Genomic DNA, 26,152 nt, shown 5'->3' with positions numbered 1-26,152 from the left:
TTTGGATTTTGGTTGTCGGTTTACAGCAAATTTTTTCAAATTACCGATAACTAACAACAGCAAGAAAAATGAGCGATATAAATATAAGAATTACTGACAGGGAAGGTTTAACTCACGATATCGTAGCTCCTACAGATATGTCAATGAACCTGATGGAAATTATCCGTTCGTACGAATTGGCAGAGGAAGGAACCATCGGAGTTTGCGGCGGAATGGCTATGTGCGCCTCATGTCAGGTTTACGTTATTAAAGATCCGGGACTTGAGCCGATGGGCGATGAGGAAGATGCTATGCTTGGTGAAGCTTTCCATGTAGAGCCAAACAGCAGATTGGGTTGTCAGCTTCACATTGCAGATGCGATGGAGGGTCTTGAGGTGGCAATTGCTCCTTATCCTTAAGAAATTTTAGCTTTAAAATATAAACTCCCGGAAATTGTTTTTTCGGGAGTTCTATTTTTATATTAATATTATTCATTTTTTATTAATTGTTTTAGCTCTTCTAATTTACTTGGATCTTCAAGTCTGTGTATCATCCTGTGACAATTACTACATAAAGTGGCGAAGTCAGTAACTAAATCCATTTCAACTTCCCCAGGATCTAAACTAGAAATTGGAATTAAATGGTGAACTTCCACAAATTCATGACCAAGATCTCCATATTTATTTGTAAAATCAAAATTACAAGCTTCACACACATATCCTTTTATCTTTTTTACTTTATTAGATATACTCTGATTTCTTTCAATTCTATAATGATATTTTAATTTTTTGTGCTCTAATACTTTATTAAACGAGATGTCATTAATTTCTTCATTATCATTATAAATTAATTCTTGATAAATATTTAAAAAATAATTTAAATCATTAATTAAAGTATCAGAGTCAGGAATAGTTTTACTATCATAAAATTTAGCATATATATTACCATATTCATACAATTTTGCTGGTAGTTGGTTATTTGAAAGTTTTAAATCAATTTTTTTTAAATTAAAATCATTCTTAACAGTTATTTTTGCTCGATAATTTTCAGATCTAATTTGTAAAACGTCTTTTTTCTTTTTTTTGTATGTTTTAGAAATTTCAGTAACACCTTGATTTAATGACAGATAGAAACCTGTCATGTCTTCTCTGAAAAGAAAAACAGGATAATAGCCATTTTGTGCAGTAGTAGTTACTAACTTATCAAAAATAGCAATCCAAGGAATATTTGCCCAATTACCACCGCCAACGGAAGATTTTATTTTATATTGATTTGAATTTAAAATATTGTTTTCAATGGATTTTAGAAAATCATCTTTAAATTTAATCGCGAAGTTTGTATTACCATAATTTTTCTTCTTTTCATTTAAGTAGTTTTCAATTGTTTCTGTAAAAATATATTTCATAGTTAAGTTTTTATTAAGGAAATGAATTGTAAAAAGTCAAATACTTATTATTAAAAGATAAAGGATTTAAACATCCTTCTTAGAAATCCACTTTCCAACCATCGGAGCCTGATAATCTCTCATTTTTTTCAATAACTCGTCAATATTGTTACTCACCAAAAGCATTTCACGATTGATTTGTTTTAAAAATCCTTTATCCACCATTGTCTGAACCATTTTAATCAAATCATCATAAAATCCGTTGATATTCAGAATAGCAATAGGTTTTTTATGAAGTCCGAGCTGCGCCCAGGTAATCATTTCGAAAAATTCTTCCAATGTTCCATAACCTCCGGGAAGTACAATAACACCGTCGCAAAGATCATTCATTTTAGTTTTTCTTTCGTGCATACTTTCTACCAAAATCAGCTCGGTAAGATGCGTGTGTGCAATTTCTTTTGACTGTAAAAAATGTGGAAGAACGCCAATTGCTTTTCCGCCTTCAGATAAGCATCCGTCTGCAACCGCACCCATCAATCCGACATTGGCACCTCCATAAATGAGTGTGATATTTTTCTTTGCTAATGTCTTTCCTAGTAAAGTTGCCTGTTCTTTATAAATGTCTTCCGAACCAAAACTTGATCCGCAGAATACGGTAATACTTTTCATTTTTTTTAATTACAATATCTATTAAATTAAATTTGTCATTCCATAAAATCAAATCCGTATTTATGATGCGGTTGAGATTCCTGCAGAATGACAAATTGTATGTTTAGTTTTAAAAAATCTTTATTTCAAAGGAATATTGGCTAATATTTCTTTTGTAAAACTCCAGAATTTCTGTGTTGAAGGGATGTTTGCCTTTTCATCCGGAGAGTGAGCTCCTCTGATGGTCGGTCCGAAACTTACCATTTCCATCTCAGGATAATTGGCACCGATGATTCCGCACTCCAAACCTGCATGACAGGCAACAACGTGTGGTTTTTCTGCAAATTTTTCAGTGTAGAGTTTTTCCATCAGCTGTACGATTTCAGAACCAGGTTTGGGTTTCCAGCCGGGATAAGATCCGCTGAATTCTACGTTCATTCCTGCCAATTCTGATACTGATTTCAATTGTTCGGCAACAGAATCTTTAGAAGAATCAACTGATGATCTTGAAAGGTTTAAGATTTTCAGACCACCTTCTTTTAATTCTACTCTTGCAACGTTATTTGATGATTCTACTAAATTTTCCACATCAGGACTCATTCTGTAAACCCCGTTGTGAAGAGATTTTAAAACCAAAATGATTTTCTTTGAATCTTCTTCAGAAACCGCTTTATCAGAACTTGTAGAATTTTCAATATTGATCTGAAGACCTGTTTCAATCGAAGCAAATTCTTCTAAAATTTGCTTTTTAAGCCCATTGGAAAGTTCTTCAATAAATTCACCGGCATTTCGAACGGAAACCAGAGCCACAGATTCTCTTGGAATTGCGTTTCTCAAACTTCCGCCATCAATGGAAATCAACTGTAAATTTTCTTTTTCAAGACCTTTATAAAGAAGTCTTCCCAAGATCATATTGGCATTTCCGAAACCTTTATGAATATCCATTCCGGAATGTCCGCCTTGCAAACCTTTTACTTCGATTCTTACGATTTGTCCTTTTGATGCTTCTGTATCATAAGACTGATTGATTGTTACATCAATTCCGCCTGCACATCCGATGTCGATTTCGTCATCTTCTTCGGTGTCGAGATTTAAGAGGATTTGTCCGGTCAACTGTCCCGGTTTTAAACCTAAAGCTCCGGTCATTCCTGTTTCTTCATCAATGGTAAAAAGAGCTTCTAAATCTGGATGCGGAATATCTGAACTTTCAAGAATAGACATAATTGTGGCAACTCCCAAACCGTTATCAGCACCCAAAGTCGTTCCTTTTGCTTTTACCCAGTCTCCGTCAACTTCCATTTGAATTCCCTGAGTTTCAAAATCGAAATTCACATCGTTGTTTTTCTGGCAAACCATATCCAGATGTGACTGCATTACGATAGACTTACGGTTTTCCATTCCTGCTGTTGCAGGTTTTTTAATGATTACATTTCCTACTTCATCAACTTTGGTTTCTAAACCTAAATTTTCGCCAAATTCTTTAATAAAAGCGATTACTTTTTCTTCTTTTTTTGACGGTCTCGGAACAGCATTCAGTTTGGAGAAATTCTTCCAAATGATCTGCGGTTCTATGTTTGATAGTTCCATAAAATTTATTTTGATCAAAATTACGAAATCGCTATGATTTAGAAACGAAAATACCAACTAAAACTCTGCGATTGCATATGACAAATAAAAAAATAAAAAATACATATGAAATTAAAAATGCTCCCGAAATTCAGGAGCAGTATTATTGCTTATTGCTTTAGCATCCGCATTCACCATAAATTAGCATTGTGGTCACACTTCCATCTGGTTTTGTAATGGTCAATGTGCCTTCGAAGAGTAAGACTTCTTCGTTTTTTATCTTTTTACCTTTCACAGAAATCTTGTAATTTTCATTTTCAATTTCTTTAGTCAGTTCTTCATCCACTTCCATATCACTTGATGATAAAAGATTCATTGCGATTCTTTTTCCGTCGAGTTTCATGTAGGCAGTTTTTCCTGCATCGTCAGCATAAATATATTTTTCATTTTGAAAATCGGCTTTATTCTTAGCAAAATAGCAGGAGCATTCTTTGATCTCTTTAGGAAAAGGAAATACATCTACCAAAACATTCGCAGGTGTAGAATCTGTTTTTGCAGAATCCTGAACAATAATCAAAGAATCTTTCGGTTTTGAATTTGGAACGGTTTCTTTTTCCTTTTTACAGGCAACCAATAAGAATGCTAAAAAGAAAATGATAAGATATTTCATCTGTTGAAATTTATTTATTTGAAAATTATAACACTTTTTTAAGCTTAAAAGCCAAAAGCTATTTATCCTCTTGCTCTCTCAAGCAGAACCATCATTAATAAAGATAAAACTACCAAACTTTCGTCTTCATCATCAATATCAACGATTCTGTCTAGTTGAAATCTTCTGCCAAACATGGATGGCATTTTTTTAAGCTTAAAATATTCCTTGCCGTCAATTCCTTTCACGGTGTAAGTCGGATTTAGAAAATATCCTGTAAACATCCCGATAATTGGGATTTCGCCAACCATTCCGTCGAAAAATTTTACCCAGGCATTATCTTCACTAATTGTAAATTTAGCTTTATCATTTTCATCTAGAACATCATAGGTTGATTTCCAGATAGAACGCATTCCTTTTCTCGCTAATCGACCGAAATTTTTCCCGATCGTATCTTTAATAGAATAAGAAGCATTAAAATCAATCCATTGGTTTGCCTGAATTCTGAAAAGTTCTTTGGTTTTGCTTTCGTCATTGAAAACGATAACGTCTTCTTTCAGTTTAAACATTTTCTGACGAACATATGCGACCGGTTTCCCGTGTCTGTCTGTAATGTTAAAATCGCTGGCAAGAGTAGTGATCTTGAATTTGAAATCCAGCGGATAATTGAGGTTGTTAAGTGCCATTTTAGTTTATTTTTTCTGTTTAATATTTTGATGATCAAAGATAATGGTTTTAAATAATTTAAAGATTAAAACATTTAAGAATTAAAAAGAAAAATTGAAACCAAAATGTACTGTTTCTACATGTTTCAATCTCAAAACTCTCAACTATAATTCTTATTTTTGTGTTATGGATTATCCAAGTAAAGTATTGGCAAAAGCGGTTGAAGAAATCTCCGGACTTCCGGGAATTGGCAGAAAAACGGCTTTGCGTTTAGCACTTCATTTACTTAAACAACCCAATTCCAGAGCGACAAGTTTGGGAACTTCTATCATCAATCTGGTAAACGAAATCAAATACTGCAAAGAATGCCACAACTTTTCCGATTTTGACATCTGCGAAATCTGCAGCAACGACAAACGAAGTGATGAGCTGATCTGTATTGTAGAAGATGTACGCGATGTCATCGCAATCGAAAATACCGGAAAATACAGAGGTAAATATTTGATTTTAGGCGGAAAAATTTCTCCGATGGAAGGCGTAGGACCGCATCAGTTGAATATTCCAAGTATTGAAAAGAAGTTACAGCAAGGAAATTGTAAGGAATTTATTTTTGCATTAAGTGCTACGATGGAAGGTGATACTACAGCTTATTATATTTATAAAAAGTTCAAAAATTCCGGGATTCAGTTTTCAAGTATAGCTAGAGGAATTTCTGTAGGAGATGAATTGGAATATGCTGACGAAATTTCTCTGGGAAGATCAATTACCAACCGACTTCCATATAACGAAAAGGATTAAAAATGGCTAAAAAACTTTCGATCATCATCGTTAATTATAATGTGACTCAGCTCCTGAGAAACTGTCTTCTTTCTATTAGGAAATATGCTGAAGAAACCGATCACGAGGTCATTGTCATTGATAATAAATCTACCGACAGTTCGTGGGGTGATCTTATTCCTGAATTTCCAAGAGTAAAATTTATTGCTTCAGAAAAAAATGAAGGTTTTGCCAAAGCCAATAATAAAGCAATACAAACTGCAGAAGGAGAATATCTTCTGATCCTAAATCCGGATACAGAACTGGAAGGTTTTTATTTAAATGAAATTTTAGATTTTGCGGACTCTAAGAAAAATTTCGGCTGTCTTGGGGTAAGAATGCACGATGCCAACGGAAACTTTTTACCTGAAAGTAAACGTTCCGTTCCGGATATGTTTAATTCTTTCGAAAAACTGTTTACTAATTTTAAAAAGAAAGATTCAAAATCATATTATCGGAATGATGTTGATGAATTTGAAATTGCAGAAGTAGAAGTAATCACAGGAGCATTTTTTCTTGTCAAAAAAGAGGTTTATCAAAAAGCTGGCGGACTCGATGAAAAGTATTTCATGTATGGTGAAGATATTGATTTGTGCTATACTTTATTAAAAAACGGTTATCAAAACTACTATTATGGGAAAGCTTCAATTCTTCATCACAAAGGAGAAAGCACGATAAAAGATGAGGTTTATCTTGAAAGATTTTACGGAGCGATGCAGATTTTTATTGATAAATATTACCGTGAAGCAAAACCTTTGCAATATTCATTTCTGAAAGCAGGTTTAAAATTAAGACACAAAATAGAGCTTATCAAACTCAAATAAAAAAGCAACTCAATTGAGTTGCTTTTGCTTTATCTTGAAAAATAGTTTCTTATTTACTAGCCGGAACACTTACGGGAGCTGTCGTTTTAGAAGCAGGTGCCGTTTGTTTAGCAGGAGCTTCAGTTTTTGCTGAACCTGTTGGGATTACTGGTGCGGCTTGTTTAGGTTTTCCTGTAACAACTACGCTGATTAGGATAAGAACGATGATCACCGCTCCTAAAGTCCATGTAGACTTCTCCATAAAGTCGTTCGTTCTCTGTACTCCAAACTGTGCAGAAGATGCACCCCCGAATGTACTTGAAAGGCCGCCTCCTTTAGGGTTCTGAGCCATAACAACGATTACCAATAAAATGCTGGCAATCATAATAAGAACCATCAATAGTGTAAATATAGTATCCATTAATTCTAATATCTTTTTGAATGGGCAAATTTAATGTTTTTTTACAGAACCGCAAAATAAAGATTTCACTAAAAACAAAAAGCGGCAACAATTGTCGCCGCTTTTTTATGATCTGTTCTTTTCTTATTTGAAATCAGTGTCTTTTGCCTGATTCACTTCATAAGATTTCACTTTCATTACCATTTCCATACCCATCTGATTAACAGTGATTGTGTAAGGCATTTTTACACCTGCAACATCTTTGTAATCTGAATAAGTAGTAGGAATTGTAAAAGTTTGTCCCTGAGCTTTTTCAACTTTAGTTTCCCCAGTCTTTAAACCGGTTTTTACACTGTAATAGTAAGTTTCATCACCAGATTTGATTGCATAAGAATCTTCTCCGCCAATTTTTTCAATTCCTGCTAATTTGTAATCTGCAGATTTAGCAAAACCTAATTCTTCGAAAAGCTCAGTGTTTTTAAGGTTTTCAGCGATTTCTTCTTTTGTCATTTGAACTTTCTGTCCTTGTTGCTCTGAATATCCAGTTTTGCCGTCAAACATTTGTTTCTGAAGAGTCATTGCTCCCATTGATACAACCTGAAGTTCTTTTCCTCCCTGAGCTTTTGTCGTTTTTAAATCAATAGTTTGACCTTGCATAGACATTGAAGCCGTCATTGTGTAAGAAGAAACTTTAGCTAAGTTTGCTTTTCCACCGATTGCTGCAATGTATTTATCTATAACAGAAGCAACCGTTACGCTTGCATCAACTTTCTGAGTAGTTGGTTTTGCAACAGGATTTGCATTTGCGTCGTAATATTTTACAGGATACCCCAATTTTTCTAAACCTTCAGAAATATCAGAAGCTTTACCAGCTATGAAAATTCTGCTTTGGTTTGGTAAAACAGTAGCTTTCACAGCGTTTGAAACATCTGTAGCAGTTACTTTATCAATTGATTTTAAATAATTTGTATAAAAATCAGCAGGAAGATCATTCACTTTCTGGCTTACGGCAAATCTTGCGATCGTTGCAGGCTGCTCCAATGACATGATGAAGCTTCCTTTCAACTTAGCTTTTGCATTTGCCAGTTCTTCAGCTTTCACAGTAGAAATTCCGTTGATTTCGTTCATGAATTCTTTTACTGCTTTGTCGGTTACTTCATTTCTTACGCTTGCTTCTGCTGAAAAATCAGGAGAATATTTGCTTGCGTTCATGCTTGAGTAAGCACCATAAGTAAATCCGTTTTTCTCACGAAGATTCATGAAAAGTCTGGCTTCACCACCACCACCAAGAATATAATTGGCAATTGTAGCAGGAAAGTAATTAGAATCTTTCATTTTCAACGTGTTGATGTTACCCACAGAAACTACAGATTGCACTGCAGAAGGTACATCTACTACGTTGATCTCTGTTTTGGCAACATTAGAAGCAGGTTCAAGAGGTGCGAAAGTGGTGTTTGCTTTTTTCCAGTTGCTGAATGCTTTTTCAACCAAAGGTTTTACTTTGTCAAATTTTACATCACCTACGATTACCAAATATGCATTATCCGGAGCGTAGTATTTTTTGTAAATATTCTGAACGTCAGCTAATTGGATTTTGTTTACAGATTCTACGGTTTCAAATTCTCCTCTTGATGTGTTTTTTCCATAGATCAAAGCGTTGGAAACTCTTGAGGCAATTGATGAAGCATTTTTTTCTTCACTTTTAATTCCTTCAATAGCTCTCTCTTTTGATTTTTGAATTTCATCAGCAGAAAATTTAGGATTGATAATCGCATCTGCCATTAAACCCAAAACTTCCGGGAAATATTTCGAAAGAGAATTAGAAGAAGCTCCTCCGGAGTTGAAACCCAGGTTTGCTCCTAAGAAATCTATTTTTTTGTTGAATTCGTCTTTGCTTAAAGTTGTTGTTCCATTACCGAGCTGATCTGCCATGATTTCGCTTACCCCTGCTATATCACCCTCGAAATAAGGCTGTCTGTCCATAGAAAGGCTCATGTTTACCCTTGGTAATTTGTTGTTTTCAACCACCATTACGGTCAAACCGTTTTTAAGCTGAAAAGTTTTTGGCTGGGCAATGTTGATCGCAGGGGTTGGTCCCGGTTTCGGCATTGCATTAAGGTCAATTTTTTGTGCAGAAAGCATTCCTGTGAATAAAAATGCTACTGCTATATATGTTAATTGCTTTTTCATTTGTAAAAATTTAATTTTTATAATCCTTTATTTAAATTGATCATTTTATTAAGATTAATAGAAGACATATTATAAGTCTTTTATCTGAAATCTAATATCTTATAATCTATTTAATGATTATTTTTTTTCAGGAACGTAATTAATGATTACTCTTTGGTTAGGATTAAGATACTTTTTAGCAGCATTTTGAAGATCTTGCTTAGTGATCGATCTGTAAATGTCGATTTCTTTATTGATCAAATTGGTATCTCCCATCAATACGTGGTTTGTTGCCAATGAAGCAGCAATTCCCTGAATGCTTGAGTTAGCATTTACAAATTGGTTCTCAAACTGATTCTGAAGTTTCTGGTAATCTTCCTGAGAAATTAATGTTGTCTGAAGTTTTTTGATTTCAGTATCAATATCTGCCTGCAAAGTCTGCTTCGTTGTCGCTCCCATCGGGATTGCAAAGAATGCAAAAATACCGTAATCCTCAAGACCCTGGTTGAAAGCCTGTACCTGTAGTGCTTTTTTCTCCTGATCTACTAATTTTTTGTATAAAACTGAAGATTTTCCGCTACTTAAATAAGAAGAAAGCATATCTAAAATATAAGCATCTTTTTCTTTGTTAGCCGGAGTTCTGTACGCAAAAACATAAGCAGGAAGCTGAATGTTCGGGTCAGTAGCTGTTACTTCTTTTTCCTGAGTGATAGGAGCATCTTTCGGGAAGTTTTTAGGATAAACAGTTCCTTTAGGAATTCCACCATAATATTCCTGAATCCATTTTTTAGTCTGCTCAGGTTTGATGTCTCCTGCTACAACCAAAGTTGCGTTGTTCGGAACGTAATATTTTTTATAAAAAGCTTTGAATTCTTCTAATTTTGCACCGTTCAGATCTTCCATAGAACCGATTGTCGGCCAGTTGTAAGGGTGATTGGTGAAAAGGTTTTTCTGTACCGTTGTGAAAAGATTTCCATAAGGCTGGTTATCCATTCTCAATCTTTTTTCTTCTTTTACAACTTCTCTCTGTGTATCTACACCGATTTGGTTGATTTCCGCATGACGTAATCTTTCTGCTTCCATCCAAAGACCCAATTGCTCGTTGTTTGAAGGGAAAGTTTCATAGTAATACGTTCTGTCGTTGGTAGTGTTTGCATTGTTTTGTCCTCCGTTGGAAGAAACAATTTTAAACCATTCTCCTCTTTTGATATTTGGAGTTCCTTCGAATAAAAGGTGCTCGAAAAAGTGAGCAAAACCAGTTCTTCCTATTACCTCGTCTTTTGCTCCGACGTGATACATTACCCCTGTTGTAACTACCGGTGCAGAATTATCCTGATGAAGAATTACATGTAAACCGTTTGGTAAATCATACTCTTCGAATTTGATTTGTTGTGCATTCAGCATTACTCCAAAAAAAGCAGCTGCTGCAGCACTAAGAAGTCGTTTTTTCATAAATAGAAATTGTTTTGTCAATTAGTGCCAAAAATACATTAAATGTTACAGATTTTTAAGAAAATTTTGTAGTTTTAAAGTTGGAATCCTAAATTTGATTTCAGTCATAAAATTCTTTCCTTTTTAGAATTAATTTTAAAACACAATTATACAGATTTCATGAAAAGTTTTTTAGAGCAGAATGTTTCACAGGAATCATTGATTACTTTATTCAGCCAGGCTCCGATTGCGATGTGCTTACTGACTGGTGATGATTTCATTATACAGAATGCCAATCCGCAGATTTTAGAATTGTGGGGAAGAGATTCTTCAGTGATCGGCAAACCACTGTTTGAAGCTTTACCGGAAGTGAAATCTCAGGGGTTCGTAGAGATATTTGATAATGTTTACAGAAAGGGTGAAGTATTTAACGGAAATAAACTGCCTGTTTTTTTAGAAAAATTTGGTAAACTGAGAGAGTATTTTTTTGATTTTATTTATTCACCGGTTTACAATGATGATAAAAAAATCATCGGAGTGAGTGTAGTTGCAAGAGAAGTGACAGATCAGGTCATTTCTGAGCGCAAACTAAAAGAGAGCGAATATCGTTTTGAGGATCTGATAAAAAATTCCGACTATTCTACAGCCATTTACCGTTCAGAAGATCTTTATATAGAACTTGCAAATGATCTCATGCTCAAAACATGGGGAAAAGATGCATCCGTAATAGGAATGAAACTTGAAGATGCATTGCCCGAACTCGAAGGGCAGCCATTTATTGGTATACTGAAAGATATTTTTAAAACCGGAAAAACTTACACAGCAACAGAAGACCGTGTAGATCTTGTAGTTGACGGAAAACTTCAGACTTACTATTTCAACTTTTCTTACAAACCTTTGAAAAACCGGAAAGGTGAGGTTTATGCCATTTATAATGTTGCTGTTGATATTACAGATTTGGTTCTGGCAAGAAAGGAGATTCAGGAGAGGGAAGAAAAATTCAGAGATCTTGCCGATTCTATGCCGCAGTTTGTGTGGACCAGCGATAAAGACGGCAAGATTACATATATGAATGATAATTGGTACAGGTATACCGGTTTTGACAGACATGAAGATCCTACCGATGGCGTCAAAAGAATCATTCATCCTGAAGTTTATGAGAAAGTAATGGTAATTTGGGAAGAAAGCCTGAAGACAGGAAAATCTTTCGAAATGGAATATCAGTTGCTAGATCCAAATGTTCCTGAAGTGTATCGGTGGTTTTTGGGAAGAGCGGTTCCTGCGTATGATGAAAAAGGCAGCATTAAACAATGGATCGGGACTTTTACTGATATTGATGATTTTAAACAATTGCAGACTCAGAAAGATAATTTTCTGGGAATTGCAAGCCATGAACTGAAAACTCCCTTGACGAGTCTTAAAATCTATACCCAGTTTATCGAAAAAAACCTGGTGAGGCAAAATGATCTTAAAAATGCAAAAGTTGCCCGGAAAATGGATGATCAGATTGATTTGCTCACCAACCTTATCAGCGATCTGCTCGATGTCACAAAAATTCAGAACGGGAAAATCCAGCTCAATGAATCTGAATTTGATTTTGATCAACTGGCAGAAGAGATTGTTGCCGAACAACAAATGACTGCAAGACACAAAATCACCCTGCATAGTGCGGAAGTGGGAAAAATCTTCTCAGACAGACACCGTATTTCTCAGGTAATGAGCAATCTGATAAGCAATGCAGTAAAATATTCTCCCGACGCAGATGAAGTAATCGTTTCGACTCAGCTGATTGGGAACAGTGTCAAATTTTGTGTCAGAGATTTCGGGATTGGTATACCTGAAGATAAACAGAATAAGGTGTTTGAACAATATTACAGAGTAAGCAGCTCCAAAGAGCATACAATTTCAGGACTTGGTTTGGGACTTTATATATCTTCCGAGATCATCAAACGGACAGGCGGCCGTATTTATGTGTCATCAATCGAAGAAAAAGGGTCTGATTTTTGCTTCGAAATCCCCAAAAGTAAAAAAGTACAACAAAATGCCTAACGCAACAAAAGTTTTAGTGGTAGACGACAGTCCTGCAATCGTGGATTCGATAGAGATGATGCTGGATTTTGAAGGATTTGAGATTGAAAAATTTTATAAAGGCTCAGACATGCTGAAAACTTTGAATGCTGACTCAAAACCCAATGTAATTTTAATGGATATGTGGCTTTCCGGAGAAGACGGAAGAGATATTTGCAGAGAAATAAAGGCGGATGAAAATTTGAAAGATATTCCTGTGCTGATCATGTCAGCAAGTCGGGGCTTAGAGCAGTCTGCTTTAGAAGCCGGTGCAGATGCTTTTATTGCAAAACCTTTCGATTTGGGAGATATGGTAGACAGACTGAAAACTTACGCTAAATAAATTTATCGCTTACAATATAATCAATCAGCAGAATTTTTTTTGCTGATTTTTTTGGTTTAAATTTCAAAGAAATTATTTTGAAATTCAAAATCTGAACAATTAAATTCAAAATTTGAATTCTCCTTATAATACACTAATTTTGTGTTCCCAAATTTTTTTTGCTGTATGGATTATCTGAAAGGACTCAACGAATCACAATATGAAGCCGTTACCACTTTACAAGGACCTCTGATGGTACTTGCGGGAGCCGGTTCCGGAAAAACGCGTGTACTTACGATGCGTATTGCGCATTTGATTACCAATGGCGTTGATCCTTTTAATATTCTGGCGTTGACTTTTACCAACAAGGCAGCAAAGGAAATGAAAGAACGTATTGCAAAAGTGGTTGGTCAAAGCAATGCGAGAAGTCTGTGGATGGGTACTTTTCACTCTGTTTTTGCGAGAATTCTGAGAAGTGAGGCGCACTATTTGGGTTATCCTTCCAACTTTACGATTTACGATCAGCAGGATGCTTTGAATGTCATCAGAAAAGTGTTGAAAGACATGAATATTGATGCCGATTTATACAAGCCTAAAAAAGTTCAGGCAAGAATTTCCAATTACAAAAATAATCTGATTACCGTAAAGGCATATTTTAACAATCCTGAATTAATGGAAGCTGATGAAAAAGCCAACATGAAATTCATCGGGAAGATTTACGAAAAATATGTAGAAGCCTGTTATAAAAACGGCTCAATGGATTTTGATGATTTGCTGTTGAAAACCAATGAATTGTTAACAAGATTTCCGGAAGTTTTAGCAAAATATCAGGACAGATTCAGATATATTCTGGTGGATGAGTATCAGGATACGAATCACTCTCAGTATTTGATCGTGAAAGCTTTAGCTTCAAAATTCGAAAACATTTGTGTGGTTGGAGACGATGCACAGTCTATTTACTCTTTCCGTGGTGCGAATATTTATAATATTTTAAATTTTAAAAAAGATTATCCGGACGCAGTCACGGTCTCTTTGGAACAGAATTATCGCTCTACACAAAATATTGTAAATGCTGCGAATGTTGTGATTTCTAAAAACTTGCAGCAATTCAAGAAAAATGTTTTCAGTGAAAATGAAGAAGGCGAGAAAATCAAAGTTTACCGTTCGCTTTCAGATGCCGATGAAGCCAACTTCGTAGCCGGAAACATTTGGGAATTAAGCAATAGAGAGCAAAAAAAATTCAGCGATTTTGCGATTTTATACCGTACAAATTCTCAGACGAGAGCTTTTGAAGATTCTTTAAGACGGAAAAATATTCCGTATAAAGTTTATGGGGGTTTATCTTTCTACCAAAGAAAAGAAGTGAAAGATCTTATTGGTTATCTTCGTCTTTTGGTGAATGAAAACGATTCTGAAGCCTTAATGAGAATCATCAATTATCCAACAAGAGGAATTGGTGAAACCACTCAGAATAAATTGATCGTTTTTGCAGATTCGCAAAATATTCCTGTGTCAAAAGTTTTAGATAATCTGGGAATGTATGCACCGCAATTGAAATTCAATAACGGAGTTTTAACCAAACTGAGCGATTTTTGGTCAATGATCAAAGCATTTCAGGTTTTGCTTAAAACAGAGACGGCGTACAGCGTTGCAATGGAAGTGGCAAAGCGAAGCGGTTTGATTAAATTTTTAAAAGACGATCAGACTCCGGAAGGAATTTCGCGTGTAGAAAACGTTCAGGAATTGATGAACTCGATGCAGGGTTTCATTGAAGAGCAAATGCAGTTGGAAGATGGAGATCCAAGTTTACCGAATTTCCTTGAAAATATTGCGCTTTCTGCCGATACGCAAAGGAAAGATGACAATGAAGACATGGTTTCTCTGATGACGATTCACCTTTCAAAAGGTCTTGAATTTCCTGTTGTTCATTTGGTTGGTTTGGAAGAAAATCTGTTTCCCAGTTTCATGAGTTCGGCGACAAGAGAAGATTTGGAGGAAGAAAGACGTTTATTTTATGTTGCATTAACGAGAGCTGAAAAGCAGGCATTTTTCTCCTATGCGGTTTCCCGGTTTCAATGGGGGAAAATTACCGATGCAGAACCATCAAGATTTTTGAGCGAAGTTGATGAGCAATATATTGAGTTTTTAAATCCGGCAATTGAGAAGAGATTCATCAATAATGCAGGGCTTACTTCAAATATTTTTGACGAACATCCTTCTGAAATGAGAAGTTTCAAAAAAATTGAAAAGAAAACGATCTCTAAAGCGGAAAGCGATAAACCAATTGCTGAACCAAGAAAATTAAAACCTGTAAGTACCGCAAAAATCATCAATCCAAGTGGAGCTTCTTCACAGGATATTGAAGTAGGAGACAAGGTAAGACACGACCGTTTCGGAATTGGTGAAGTGAAATTCCTCGATGGAACCGATCCTCAGAATATCAAAGCAAAAGTAGTTTTCCTGCATGAAGGTGAAAAGAATCTGATTCTGAAATATGCGAAACTGACGAAGATTTAATCATAAATATTTTTCCCGCAGATTTCTCAGATTTACACAGATTTTAATTGAATGATCTCTGTGAATCTGAGAAATCTGCGGGATTTTTTTATTTTAAATAAAAGCAAAATTTAGTATTGTTCAAAAATGAGACAATATAAATTTTGTATATTTAAACATTAAAAAGTTTTTAAGATGAACAAAATTCTGATATTTTTAATTTTCACTCTATTTTCAAATCCACTTTTTTCACAGGAATATCAAACTATTTCCAATCTTCATTATTACGATGAGCAAACTAACAAATCAGATGCTTATATAAACGAAAGATGCGTTTTAGATATTTATATTCCAAAAAATATAAAGAATTTCCCAACAGTAATCTGGTTTCACGGTGGCGGATTGACTGGCGGACAAAAAGATATTCCCGAAGAATTAAAAAATAAAGGAGTTGCCGTAATTGGTGTAAATTACAGATTGTCACCAAAAGTAAGTTCTCCAAAATATATTGAAGACGCAGCGGCGGCAACAGCCTGGGTTTTTAACAATATCAAAAAATATGGAGGAAGTGAAAAATTAATTTTTATTACCGGACATTCTGCGGGAGGTTATCTTGCTATAATGGTTGGGTTGGATAAATCTTATTTAAGCAAATATAAAATCGATGCCAATAAATTAGCCGGAATAATTCCTTTCAGTGGACAAATGATTTCTCACTTTACGACAAGAAAAGAAAAAGGAATTGATGAATTGGATGCAAGAATTGATGATATGGCACCACTTCATTTTATCCGTTCCGATGCACCGCCCTTACTTTTAATAACTGGTGATCGAGAAAAAGAATTACTCGGAAGATATGAGGAAAATGCCTATATGTGGAGAATGATGAAACTGAAAAGTCATAAAGAAACAGTTTTATACGAACTTGATGGTTTCGATCATGGCGGAATGGCTCATCCTGCATTTTCTTTGCTTTTAAATGAAATAAAAAGGATTGAGAAACTTAAGAAAAATTGATTTCTAAAATTAAAAAGCTTTAAAAAAAACAGGCGCAATATTTAGATTGCGCCTGTTTTTATATAATATTATTTATAAATTATCTCTCTACCAATTCTTTTACGGTTTCGCCATAGAAATCAGTATGTGAAGTCTTAACCTTCAGTAATTGATACCATTTTCTAAAGGCTCCAACAAAGACAACCAACATTAAAACCATCGCAACAACAGCCAAACTTGCCAGTAAATATTGTCCTTTTGGAATGTAAATATCCGTAACCTGAATGTAACCTGCCCAGAATGTAATGATCGCCATAAAAACTCCTGGAATTGCTGAGCAAAGTGCATATTTTCCGCGGTTGAGACGAATGAGCATTGTTGTACAAACAATCAATCCACAAGCTGCGAGAAGTTGATTACTGATTCCAAAAAGTGGCCAAATGCTGCTCACATTTCCTGTAAATACTAAATATCCCCAGGCAAAAGTAAATAGTAAGCTGCTTATGATAATTCCGGGAATCCAGTTTTTATCATTGAATTTTGGAATGACAGAACCCAGCATTTCCTGTAAGAAAAATCTTCCGACCCTTGTTCCTGCATCAATAGCTGTTAAAATAAATACTGCCTCAAACATGATCGCAAAATTGTACCAATAAGCAGTCAGTTGATCCATATAAGGAATTTTATTAAAAATATGAGCCATCCCTACAGCAAGTGAAACAGCTCCGCCTGTTCTTCCGTGAAGATCAATTCCTATTTTTTCTGAATAATAATTAATGTCAACTCCGTGTAGTGAAGGATGTGCTGCTAAGAATGCATCATAAGTATCTTTCGGAGTATTGATTGCGAAATAATCTCCCGGCATCAATGTACATGCAGCAATTAAAGCCATCAAGGCGACAAAACCTTCAACAAGCATTGCGCCGTAACCTACAAAAAGAATTTCTCTTTCTTTATTCAACATTTTTGGAGTCGTTCCCGTTGCAATCACAGCATGAAAACCAGAGATGGCTCCACAAGCAATCACAATAAAGATAAATGGTAAAACCGGACCGCCAATTACCGGACCCCCACCATGAATAAACTCCGTCAAAGCAGGCATCTGAACAGTCGGATGAATAAATATTACACCAATGGCAAGCATAACAATAGTTCCGATTTTAAGATAAGTTGAGAGATAATCTCTCGGAACCAAAAGCAGCCAAACCGGAAGCACAGAAGCCAGAAAGCCATATAACGGAATAGCAATTGAGATCGTTGTAAGATCCCATGAAAACATATTGTTCATCGTTTCATTCTGCATCAGACTGTGTCCGCCGATAATTCCTGCGATCAGAAGTATACCTCCTAAAATACTTGCGAACATCACACTATTTTTTCTGTAGCGCATTATTAATCCCATAATAATAGCAATCGGCATTGTAATGACTACTGTAAATAATGACCAAGATGCTTCATGCATTGCATTGATACAGGCAAGTGAAAGTCCTGCGAGAGTTAAAATTAAAATAAATAAAATAGCAAAACCGGCAACGGTTCCAGTAGTTTTTCCGATTTCTTTTGATGCGATGGTTGCTAAACTTTGACCTTTGTGTCTTACAGATGCGAAAAGCACCACCATATCATGCACTCCGCCTCCCAAAACGCATCCTATTAAGATCCACATTGCTCCGGGAAGATAACCAAATTGTGCTGCCAAAACAGGGCCAACCAAAGGTCCTGCCGCAGCAATTGCGGCAAAATGATGCCCGAAAAGCACATTTTTATTGGTAGGAACGTAATCTTTACCATCAGCAAACTCCAAAGCAGGAGTTGTATTTTTATCGTTCAATCGAAGAACTTTATTCGCGAGAAAGATTCCGTAAAAACGGTAGGCGATGGCAAAGATAAGAAGTGATGTGAACACCAAAGTCAATGCGTTAATTCCATTTAAAAATTCCATATTATTTAGATTTTATATGAATGAATAATTGATCGTTTAAACTTATTTTTTGAAAATAATTTAAAGATTTGACCAAGGTAGTTATTTTAGATATAAATTTTAATAATATGTATATCAATTTAGCAAAATTGTGATTTTTGAAATGGGTTTTTCTGTTAGAATTCTGAAAAACAGTTAATTATTTTTATGCTTCTTTATGAAACTATATATTGTTTTTTATTGTAATTATGAGGTGTTTTTTTTCTGTTAAATAAATTTTAAATGAGAATAAATTCTATTAATTAATAACCGCATTTATCTTTTGCCATAAAACGTCATCAAAATCCGAAAGTGCAAGATTTACATTATCCGCTGCATTTCCCATTCTGATAATTACTATTTTTCTGCTTGGAACCACATATATTTTCTGATCATTCTTACCCAGAGCACAGTACATATCATCAGGAGCGTTTGGAATAAGTTTCCCCGGAAACTGTAATTGCGATTGTGGCATATGATAGCTCGTTTTTCCGTTGAGCCACCACAAGTAGCCGTAAGAAAGATTGATATTCTGAGATGTGCTGGTTGCATTAGTGAAATAATTCGTATTGATGATCTGAGAACCATTCCAGTTTCCATTATTTAAAGCTAATAATCCGAAACGGGCCATACTTCTCGTTGTGCTCCAGTAGACACTGTTGTCTCCGCTTTGAACCCAGCTTCCGGTCATTCCGATCTTGTCTCTCAGTTTTACATTAAAATACTCAGACCATGATTTTCCTGTAGCCTGCGAAACGACATCCTGCAATTTTACATACACATTGTGATAAGCCCATCTTGTTCCTGCATCAGCTTTGTACTGAAGATTAGCAGGGGTTACATCATCTCCCAAACTGTCATCAAGTCCGGAAGTCATGGTTAAAAGATTTTTGCAGGTAATGAGATTTTCTTTGGCAAGAGGTTCGCTCGTCCATCCGTTTCCGATGTATGACGAAACTTTATTGTTGATGTTGATAAATCCTTCCTGTTCTGCAATTCCTGTAACAGTTGAGGTTAAGGTTTTTCCTGCACTCGCCCAATACCAAGTTGAGGTGGAAGTGTGAGAATCAAAATAATTTTCCATCACGATTCTTCCGTTTTGAAGAATCATAAAGCTTTTTGAGTTTTTAGTCTGAAGATAATTCAGCAAATCCTGAACTTTAGATTGATTCCAACCCAAATTGCTGATAGATTTTGTTTCCCAGTCATTACTGTTGGATGGCGGAAAATACATTGATTCTGTATTTTCCGGATTTTGAGATTGGGGTTGTTCTGAAGAATCATCTGAACTGCAGGATGCAAAAACTATCGACAGAAGAATTGCTGAAAGTAAATTTTTAAGATTCATATGGAATTAGTTTTAATTGTAATTTTTAGATGTGCAAAATTGTAATTAGTTAATTCCTGAATATTAAAAAATGTTATTTTTTTATCATTTATTTTTTGTGAGCAATGATAAAATTGACCATTGCATTATTTAATTCATTCTGATAAGTTTTATCGGTAGTTTTAAAGCCATGATCACCTTTGTCTACAACGATTAAAGAGTTTTCGGTATTTGCTTTTTTCAGCATTTTTACAAGCCTTTTAGAATGTCTGATCGGTGCAACTTTGTCTTTGTTTCCGTGCAGAATCAATGTGGGGACAGTATTTTGCGTATAATGTAACGGAGAAATGACTTTACAGAATTCAATAACTTTCTTCCTATCGGTTTTAATATCATAACCTGTCATTCCTTTTGCTATTTTTGATCTGATGTCAATGATTTTTTTTGAGATTAAACCCACGATAAACAATAATGGTTTTGGCGCTCTTGTGTGAAGAAGTCTGTTGATATCTGTAGGGCCGAAATTATCAACTACGTAATTTACTTTGCCGGAATATTTCGAAAGTTCCTCATCTCCTACAAATTCGTTGTCAGGAGTGTAAGCCGAAAGTAACGAGAGGTGTGCACCCGCAGAAACTCCCCAAAAACCAATATTTTCAGAATCAAAACCATATTTTTCCGCATTTTTTCTCACCCATCTTACCGCATCTTTAGAATCTTCGATAGGACCGGGAAAATGTATGTCTTCACTCACCAAGCGGTAATTGACGCTTAAAACTGCATAATTTTTTTCGGTAAGTTTTAAAATAGTCTGTTCAATATAATTATCCGGAGCAACTACTTTATCACCAAGAGCCCATGCTCCGCCATGTAAAAATATGACAACCGGCATTTTTTTGTCAGTAGAATTTTTTGGTTTGTAGATATCCAAAAGAAGATCTTTGCCAGTGCCGTCTTTTTTATAACTAATGTTTTCAGAAACTGCAGTTTTTTCCCGGAGAACAATACTTTTTGCCGTTTGTGCAAATGCTGATGCTGATAAAAAGAAAATAAAAAACAGGTTTAGAAAAAACCTGTAGATAGTTGTATGTGCTGAAGATAAATTCATAAAGTAATTTTGATGAGGTATATTATTTTACTAACTCCTCAAAAAGTTTACCAAAAGTTTTTTCAAGGTCTTTAGATTTTCCTGGGTGCGGTCTTGAAGTCTGCACAACTGCACTTCTCACTGCCGTCAACCATCGAAAACGGTCAGGGATTTCCAGCTGGGCAATCGGACCGCCATCTTTTTCTCCGTTTGCGATTTTTTGAAAACTTTCCAGATTTTGGATAATATCGTTGTAGTCAAGCTTGCTTCGCATAAACTTAAATTTATCAGGACAAAGGTAATATTCTACTTTGATGAATTTTTCTTTCTTAGAAAACATCACCAGTCCTATGTTGAAAAACTCTTCTCTTTCAACCTTCGGAACCAAGCGTATTACGGCATATTCGTATATTTTATCCTCTTGCATTTTTGGCTTCGTTTACAAAGATTTGTGAATTTTCTAAGCGTGTTTTCAAAAACTGAAAATACACTTCTTTTATTTCTTCAGGACTTTCATCAGCGTCTTCCCAATGCAGCCAGTCTTCTGGAATCAGATTGACGATTTCTCTGAAAATATTTTCATTTAAAACCTCATGAGCAAATTGATCTGCTTTATCCAGCATTTTCGCCTGTGGAAGTAAAACGTGATCTTTTACATATTTAAAAGGTGTTTTTGCCGCCGTATCAAAATTCTGCCACGAATGATGGAAGTAAAACGATGCGCCGTTATCAATTACCCACAATTCTTTATGCCACATCAAAAGATTGGTGTTTTTAAAAGTACGGTCAATATTGGTAATAAAAGCATCAAGCCAGACAATTTTTGAAGCCAGAAGCGGATCAACTTTTATGCTTGAATCAAATGCAATAGCTTCAGAAAGATAATGCAAACCTAAATTTAGACCTTCAGAAAATTTGAGCAGATCCTGAATTTCCTCATCAGCTTCGGTTCTTCCGAAATCCACATCAAGATTGGCAAAAACCAATTCAGGAATTTTTAGACCTAATGCTTCCGTGATCTTTCCGCCCAAAAGTTCAGAAATCAACATTTTGACACCGTGACCTGCGCCACGGAATTTTAAGACATATTTAAAATCATCATCAGCTTCTGCCAAAGCAGGAAGAGAACCACCTTCCCGAAGCGGAAGAATGTAACGCTGTACGGTAACCGTTCGTAAATCCAACATAACGCAAAAATAAGATTTTACTTTGTGTTTAATTCTATTTATACTATTTTTAAGATAAAAATTGTTTAAGTTTTCTATTTATTATAAATGAAGTTTGTCATTCCGGAGGAATCTAAGCGGCAATTTTAGTTTAAAAAATAATCTAGATTCCTATGGAATGATAAAAGTGAAAATAGCCTAAATTCAATAAAAAAATATGAACATCACAAAAAAACTCAACATACAACTTTCAAATCCCGATACCAAAGATTTTCTTGCCGATGCATTTTATCCTGAAACTGAGGGTAAACTGCCTTTAGTGGTTTTCGTTCACGGTTATAAAGGCTACAAAGATTGGGGTGCTTGGAATTTAATGGCGGAAAAGTTTGCGGAAGCAGGTTTTTTCTTTGTTAAATTTAATTTTTCACACAATGGAACCACAATTGTAAATCCGACAGAATTTGACGATCTGAAAGCTTTTGGTGAAAATAATTATTCAAAAGAACTTTCAGATTTAGATTTTGTAATCAACTATTTCACTAAAAATTCTCAAGTTGATGATCAGAAAATTATTTTGATCGGTCACAGCAGGGGAGGCGGAATTTCTATCGTGAAAACCTGCGAAGATGAAAGAATTAACGCTCTGATTACTTTGGCGAGCGTGGATACTTTGGAAAGGTTTCCAAAAGATGACGGTCTTGAAGAATGGAAAAACAAAGGGGTTTATTATGTGGAAAATGCAAGAACCAAACAGGAAATGCCACATTATTATCAGTTTTATGAAGATTTTAAAAATAATGAACACCGTTTTGATGTGGAGCGCTCTATGGAAATGGCAAAAGCCCATGTTCTGATTATTCACGGAACAAATGACGAAGGGGTAAGTATGAAAAATGCTGAACATCTTCACATTCTACATCCCAATTCAGAACTTTTTTTAATTGAAAACGGAAATCATGTTTTTGGTGCGAAAGAACCTTGGACAGAAGATGAATTACCGGTAGATTTGAATACGGTGGTTGAGAAATGTATTGAGTTTATCAACGATAAAATTGTGAATGAATAAATTAAATATTTATTTTTCAATGATTCGGGAAAAATATTTTGTAATTTATAGTGTCGTTTCATTTTTTTTAATAATTTAGCCAATACGTTAAACATATACCAAAACAAATCTATTATGAAAAAATTAAACTTAAAAAATGCTCAAAAATTGAGCAGAGAGGCGCAAAAAAACATTTCAGGAGGAGATAAGGTTTTACAATGTAACTTAAGTGGTTGCTTTGATAATTATTTTAGTAACGGACAAGGTGGATGTCTTGTGCCTCCCTGCGCACCGCCTAATTTAGGTACAGAAGTGGTAGATTCTCAAGGACGTTGGAAATGTTGCTACTAAACGTGTTGTATTAAGAATAAAAAAGGAGTGAAAATTTTCACTCCTTTTAATTTTAAAATTTATCTGATTAATAATTTCCAGGCTTCTTCAATTTTACTTTCCAACAAAAGTTTTTGCGCTTGCAAATGAATATTTTCATCATCATGACAAGTTTCAGAAGGTAAAACTTCCACATTGGCAAGCATTCCCAAATCGTTTCCTGTGAAGACCTTGCTGTATTTTATTGCGTCTGGAAGAAGATCAAAACCAATTCCTTTGGTGACTAAAGGTTTTGGAACTTCAAAAAGATTATTCTCGTTATTTCTTGAATACCAGTTTCCGCCAAGTCGTGCAACCATATCCAATTTTTTCTGATCTAAATTTCCTTCTTCATTTAAATATTCTTCTCTGATATGAATTTTCTTAACCTCGCAGATCACCAGATTTCCTGCTCCACCTTGATCCCCCAAAGATTTTATTTCTAAAACTTTACATTCAAAATTAACAGGACATTCTTCAATCAGTTTTGGTTTCACTAAATCAGCATCTTTCATGGTTAATCCGGACTTGATAAACTCATTCACTCCATCGCCATATTCGGTCGAAGCTAAAGAAATTTGCTGTACAATAGGGAAATTAACCGTTCCAATGACAACTTCAGGAACTTCATATACATTTTCTAAAGTATGTTTTGTGGTGTTGTCGCGAACTCTTCTCGATGGTGAAAAAATCAGAATAGGAGGAACCGTACTAAACATATTAAAAAAACTGAACGGTGATAAATTGCTGTTTCCGTTTTTGTCAACCGTTGAAGCCAGTGCAATTGGTCGTGGTGAAACGGCTGTTTGCATGATGGTTTGAAGCTGTACAGGAGTTATTTCTGATGGGATGAGTGTTTTCAAGAATATTAATTTAAATTGGGTATTTACGTATATACTTCATTTGTCATTCCGGAGGAATCTATACAATATTTGAATTATAATTTCTTAGATTCCTACGAAATGACAAACTTGGTGAATATTATTTTGTACTTAAAATTTTATTTCGTTGGAATAATTTTACCGGAAACCTCACCAAATCCTACTCTCACACCATCTTTTTCAGCCCATGCTTTCATGGTTACAGTGTCGTTATCTTCAATGAATTTCCTTTCCTGTCCGTTGCTTAATGTGATCGGGTTTTGACCTCTCCACGTTAATTCAAGCATTGAACCGAAAGACTTTGGATCGCTTCCTGAAATAGTTCCACTTGCATATAGATCACCGACTTCAAGGTTACATCCGTTTACGGTGTGATGAGCCAATTGCTGTGTCATATTCCAGTACATATGCTTATAGTTGCTTTCAGAAATTAGGTTTTCTTCACCATTTTCCGGTTGCAGATAAACTTCTAGATTAATATCATAGTTTTTATCTCCTTCAAATTTTAAATAATCTAAAACTTCAGGATCTTGAGTAGGAGAGGCAGTTCTGAATGGCTCCAAAGCTTCCAGAGTCACAACCCACGGAGAAACTGACGAACCGAAATTTTTAGCCAGAAAAGGTCCCAACGGAACATATTCCCAAGACTGAATATCCCTTGCGGACCAGTCGTTGAAAACCACCATTCCAAAGATTGCATTCTCAGCATCTTTTGTAGATACACTTTCTCCCATTTCTGTATTCTGATTGATAATGAAAGCCATTTCCAGCTCAAAATCCAGTTGTTTACAAGGCCCGAAAACAGGCTGGTCTGCATCTGCAGGTTTCATCTGACCTTTTGGACGGTTGATGTCGGTTCCCGAAACAACGATTGATGAAGCTCTTCCGTGATAACCTACAGGTAAATGTTTCCAGTTTGGTAACAAGGCGTTTGCGGGGTCTCTGAACATTTTTCCCACATTCGTTGCGTGTTCGATGCTGCTGTAGAAATCGGTGTAGTTTGGAATGTGTACCGGCATGATCATTTTTACCTGATCCAGATCGTAGAATGCATCTTCAATGGTTTTTTCATCTTTGGATAAGATAGAACCTTCCTGCAGTAATTCCTGGATTTTGAGGCGTACTGCATTGGTCACAGGTTTTCCCAATTCAATGAATTCATTTAAAGTATATGCTTCGAAAACGTTGTCGTCTAAACCTTCAATTTCTTCGAAATACGAAAGGTCATACAAAAGTGCAAGATCAACAACCTGATCACCGATTCTTGTACAACAGGCGATAAATTCTTTATTAAACACAGCAACTCCAAAAGGAATGTTGTGAATTGAAAAATCTGAATTTGAGTTATACTCTACAAATGATTTCATAATATGATAGTTGGAGTTTATCTAAAAGTTTCCTTTTAAAAGTTATTATTTTGATTTTTTTGAATACGCTTCCTCATCAATCCACCGGTCTCTGGAATTGATATCAATTAGATAGAGAATTTCTTTTTGTTTCGTTAAAAGAAGTGTTTTGGCAACAGGAATCGGGATTTTTTTGTTTTCGAGTTTATCTGCTCTCAGAGAAATGATATTCTTTTTTCTGATAATGTCCCCCGAAAAAACGTTTGATGTGCTTTGACTTGTTTTTTTGTCATCAAACATTTCTACATAAGTAGCATCTTTTCCCTTGATAACGATAAAGCTTCTTTCTGTATGATCTTCAAAATCTTTGATGAGCACAAATTTTTTATTGTCCACACTCACGTTTTCAAGATGTTGATTGACTCCTAGTCTTTCCTCAAGACGGTCGAGAATTTCATTGATGGCTCCGTAATTTTGTGCTTTAAAAGCAAACCCTGCAAAAAATAATGTTAAGATGAATAATTTTTTCATATGCTGTGTTTATAAAAAAGTTTTGCCAGGATTGTATCCTGACAAAAC

The 26,152-nt window shown here is 35.2% G+C and carries 25 protein-coding genes; 9 read left to right on the top strand and 16 right to left on the bottom strand.

The window, feature by feature from the left end:
* Positions 1-68: 68 nt before the first annotated feature.
* Positions 69-398, top strand: a complete 330-nt coding sequence (locus AC4FQ5_RS16185; protein ID WP_300352735.1) for a 2Fe-2S iron-sulfur cluster-binding family protein — start codon at positions 69-71, stop codon at positions 396-398.
* A 68-nt stretch (positions 399-466) separates the two neighbouring features.
* Here AC4FQ5_RS16185 and AC4FQ5_RS16180 read toward each other — a convergent pair whose 3' ends face one another.
* The 5 genes from AC4FQ5_RS16180 to AC4FQ5_RS16160 form a co-directional block, all read right to left on the bottom strand.
* Entirely contained in the window at positions 467-1,384 is a 918-nt protein-coding gene (locus AC4FQ5_RS16180) for an MrcB family domain-containing protein (RefSeq protein WP_491144970.1), read from the bottom strand.
* A 66-nt stretch (positions 1,385-1,450) separates the two neighbouring features.
* Positions 1,451-2,032 carry an LOG family protein gene (locus AC4FQ5_RS16175; protein ID WP_491144968.1) on the bottom strand — a complete coding sequence of 194 codons (582 nt, stop codon included), beginning with the start codon at positions 2,030-2,032 and terminating at the stop codon, positions 1,451-1,453.
* Between the two features lie 120 nt (positions 2,033-2,152).
* Positions 2,153-3,598, bottom strand: a complete 1,446-nt coding sequence (locus AC4FQ5_RS16170) for an aminoacyl-histidine dipeptidase (protein WP_491144966.1) — start codon at positions 3,596-3,598, stop codon at positions 2,153-2,155.
* Between the two features lie 157 nt (positions 3,599-3,755).
* A complete protein-coding gene (locus tag AC4FQ5_RS16165) occupies positions 3,756-4,247 on the bottom strand; it encodes a hypothetical protein (protein WP_491144964.1) in 492 nt (163 codons plus the stop codon).
* A 62-nt stretch (positions 4,248-4,309) separates the two neighbouring features.
* On the bottom strand, positions 4,310-4,912 hold the full coding sequence (locus AC4FQ5_RS16160; RefSeq protein WP_491144962.1) for an LURP-one-related family protein: 603 nt from the start codon (positions 4,910-4,912) through the stop codon (positions 4,310-4,312).
* A gap of 166 nt (positions 4,913-5,078) precedes the next feature.
* Between AC4FQ5_RS16160 and recR the strand changes: the two genes are divergently transcribed.
* Positions 5,079-5,690 (top strand): recombination mediator RecR, encoded by a 612-nt coding sequence (gene recR / locus AC4FQ5_RS16155; protein WP_491144960.1) that lies wholly within the window; start codon positions 5,079-5,081, stop codon positions 5,688-5,690.
* Between the two features lie 2 nt (positions 5,691-5,692).
* Complete coding sequence (locus AC4FQ5_RS16150) at positions 5,693-6,532, top strand: glycosyltransferase family 2 protein (RefSeq protein ID WP_491144958.1); 840 nt, start codon at positions 5,693-5,695, stop codon at positions 6,530-6,532.
* Positions 6,533-6,581: 49 nt separating this feature from the next.
* Here the strand turns inward: AC4FQ5_RS16150 and secG are convergent, their stop codons facing one another.
* The 3 genes from secG to AC4FQ5_RS16135 all read right to left on the bottom strand — a co-directional run bounded on the left by secG (position 6,582) and on the right by AC4FQ5_RS16135 (position 10,532).
* Positions 6,582-6,932, bottom strand: a complete 351-nt coding sequence (gene secG, locus AC4FQ5_RS16145; RefSeq protein WP_491144956.1) for a preprotein translocase subunit SecG — start codon at positions 6,930-6,932, stop codon at positions 6,582-6,584.
* Positions 6,933-7,055: 123 nt separating this feature from the next.
* Positions 7,056-9,101, bottom strand: coding sequence for a M16 family metallopeptidase (locus tag AC4FQ5_RS16140; RefSeq protein WP_491144955.1), 2,046 nt, complete (start codon positions 9,099-9,101; stop codon positions 7,056-7,058).
* A gap of 117 nt (positions 9,102-9,218) precedes the next feature.
* Positions 9,219-10,532, bottom strand: coding sequence for a M16 family metallopeptidase (locus tag AC4FQ5_RS16135; protein WP_491144953.1), 1,314 nt, complete (start codon positions 10,530-10,532; stop codon positions 9,219-9,221).
* A 159-nt stretch (positions 10,533-10,691) separates the two neighbouring features.
* On the opposite strand from AC4FQ5_RS16135, the gene AC4FQ5_RS16130 reads away from it, so the two are divergent.
* The 4 genes from AC4FQ5_RS16130 to AC4FQ5_RS16115 all read left to right on the top strand — a co-directional run bounded on the left by AC4FQ5_RS16130 (position 10,692) and on the right by AC4FQ5_RS16115 (position 16,413).
* Entirely contained in the window at positions 10,692-12,560 is a 1,869-nt protein-coding gene (locus AC4FQ5_RS16130; protein WP_491144951.1) for a PAS domain-containing protein, read from the top strand.
* Entirely contained in the window at positions 12,553-12,921 is a 369-nt protein-coding gene (locus AC4FQ5_RS16125) for a response regulator transcription factor (RefSeq protein ID WP_491144949.1), read from the top strand. The genes AC4FQ5_RS16130 and AC4FQ5_RS16125 overlap by 8 nt, the downstream gene beginning before the upstream one ends.
* Before the next feature lie 165 nt (positions 12,922-13,086).
* Positions 13,087-15,417, top strand: coding sequence for an ATP-dependent helicase (locus AC4FQ5_RS16120; RefSeq protein WP_491144947.1), 2,331 nt, complete (start codon positions 13,087-13,089; stop codon positions 15,415-15,417).
* Positions 15,418-15,591: 174 nt separating this feature from the next.
* The gene (locus AC4FQ5_RS16115) at positions 15,592-16,413 is read left to right on the top strand and encodes an alpha/beta hydrolase (protein ID WP_491144945.1); all 822 of its coding nucleotides are present in this window, start codon (positions 15,592-15,594) and stop codon (positions 16,411-16,413) included.
* Between the two features lie 79 nt (positions 16,414-16,492).
* Here AC4FQ5_RS16115 and AC4FQ5_RS16110 read toward each other — a convergent pair whose 3' ends face one another.
* From AC4FQ5_RS16110 to AC4FQ5_RS16090, 5 genes are all read right to left on the bottom strand, one after another.
* Positions 16,493-18,334 carry a carbon starvation CstA family protein gene (locus tag AC4FQ5_RS16110; RefSeq protein WP_491144943.1) on the bottom strand — a complete coding sequence of 614 codons (1,842 nt, stop codon included), beginning with the start codon at positions 18,332-18,334 and terminating at the stop codon, positions 16,493-16,495.
* A gap of 277 nt (positions 18,335-18,611) precedes the next feature.
* Positions 18,612-19,700: a serine hydrolase domain-containing protein gene (locus tag AC4FQ5_RS16105; protein WP_491144941.1), complete on the bottom strand. Its 1,089-nt coding sequence runs from the start codon at positions 19,698-19,700 to the stop codon at positions 18,612-18,614.
* A gap of 88 nt (positions 19,701-19,788) precedes the next feature.
* Positions 19,789-20,787: an alpha/beta hydrolase fold domain-containing protein gene (locus AC4FQ5_RS16100; protein ID WP_491144939.1), complete on the bottom strand. Its 999-nt coding sequence runs from the start codon at positions 20,785-20,787 to the stop codon at positions 19,789-19,791.
* 22 nt (positions 20,788-20,809) lie between these two features.
* The gene (locus AC4FQ5_RS16095; protein ID WP_491144937.1) at positions 20,810-21,193 is read right to left on the bottom strand and encodes a DUF3037 domain-containing protein; all 384 of its coding nucleotides are present in this window, start codon (positions 21,191-21,193) and stop codon (positions 20,810-20,812) included.
* Positions 21,180-21,953, bottom strand: coding sequence for a HipA family kinase (locus AC4FQ5_RS16090; protein WP_491144935.1), 774 nt, complete (start codon positions 21,951-21,953; stop codon positions 21,180-21,182). The genes AC4FQ5_RS16095 and AC4FQ5_RS16090 overlap by 14 nt, the downstream gene beginning before the upstream one ends.
* Before the next feature lie 196 nt (positions 21,954-22,149).
* On the opposite strand from AC4FQ5_RS16090, the gene AC4FQ5_RS16085 reads away from it, so the two are divergent.
* Positions 22,150-22,998: an alpha/beta hydrolase family protein gene (locus AC4FQ5_RS16085; RefSeq protein WP_491144933.1), complete on the top strand. Its 849-nt coding sequence runs from the start codon at positions 22,150-22,152 to the stop codon at positions 22,996-22,998.
* 114 nt (positions 22,999-23,112) lie between these two features.
* On the top strand, positions 23,113-23,328 hold the full coding sequence (locus tag AC4FQ5_RS16080) for a hypothetical protein (RefSeq protein WP_491144931.1): 216 nt from the start codon (positions 23,113-23,115) through the stop codon (positions 23,326-23,328).
* Between the two features lie 59 nt (positions 23,329-23,387).
* Here the strand turns inward: AC4FQ5_RS16080 and AC4FQ5_RS16075 are convergent, their stop codons facing one another.
* The 3 genes from AC4FQ5_RS16075 to AC4FQ5_RS16065 form a co-directional block, all read right to left on the bottom strand.
* Positions 23,388-24,209: a flavin reductase family protein gene (locus AC4FQ5_RS16075; protein ID WP_491144929.1), complete on the bottom strand. Its 822-nt coding sequence runs from the start codon at positions 24,207-24,209 to the stop codon at positions 23,388-23,390.
* A 137-nt stretch (positions 24,210-24,346) separates the two neighbouring features.
* Positions 24,347-25,594 (bottom strand): fumarylacetoacetase, encoded by a 1,248-nt coding sequence (fahA, locus tag AC4FQ5_RS16070; RefSeq protein WP_491144927.1) that lies wholly within the window; start codon positions 25,592-25,594, stop codon positions 24,347-24,349.
* Between the two features lie 45 nt (positions 25,595-25,639).
* Entirely contained in the window at positions 25,640-26,104 is a 465-nt protein-coding gene (locus AC4FQ5_RS16065) for a hypothetical protein (protein WP_491144926.1), read from the bottom strand.
* Between the last annotated feature and the right edge of the window lie 48 nt (positions 26,105-26,152).

Source organism: Chryseobacterium sp. DT-167, assembly GCF_058310155.1.
Note: the sequence above shows the minus strand (reverse complement) of the source record. Positions and strands in the feature narration are given on the sequence as shown.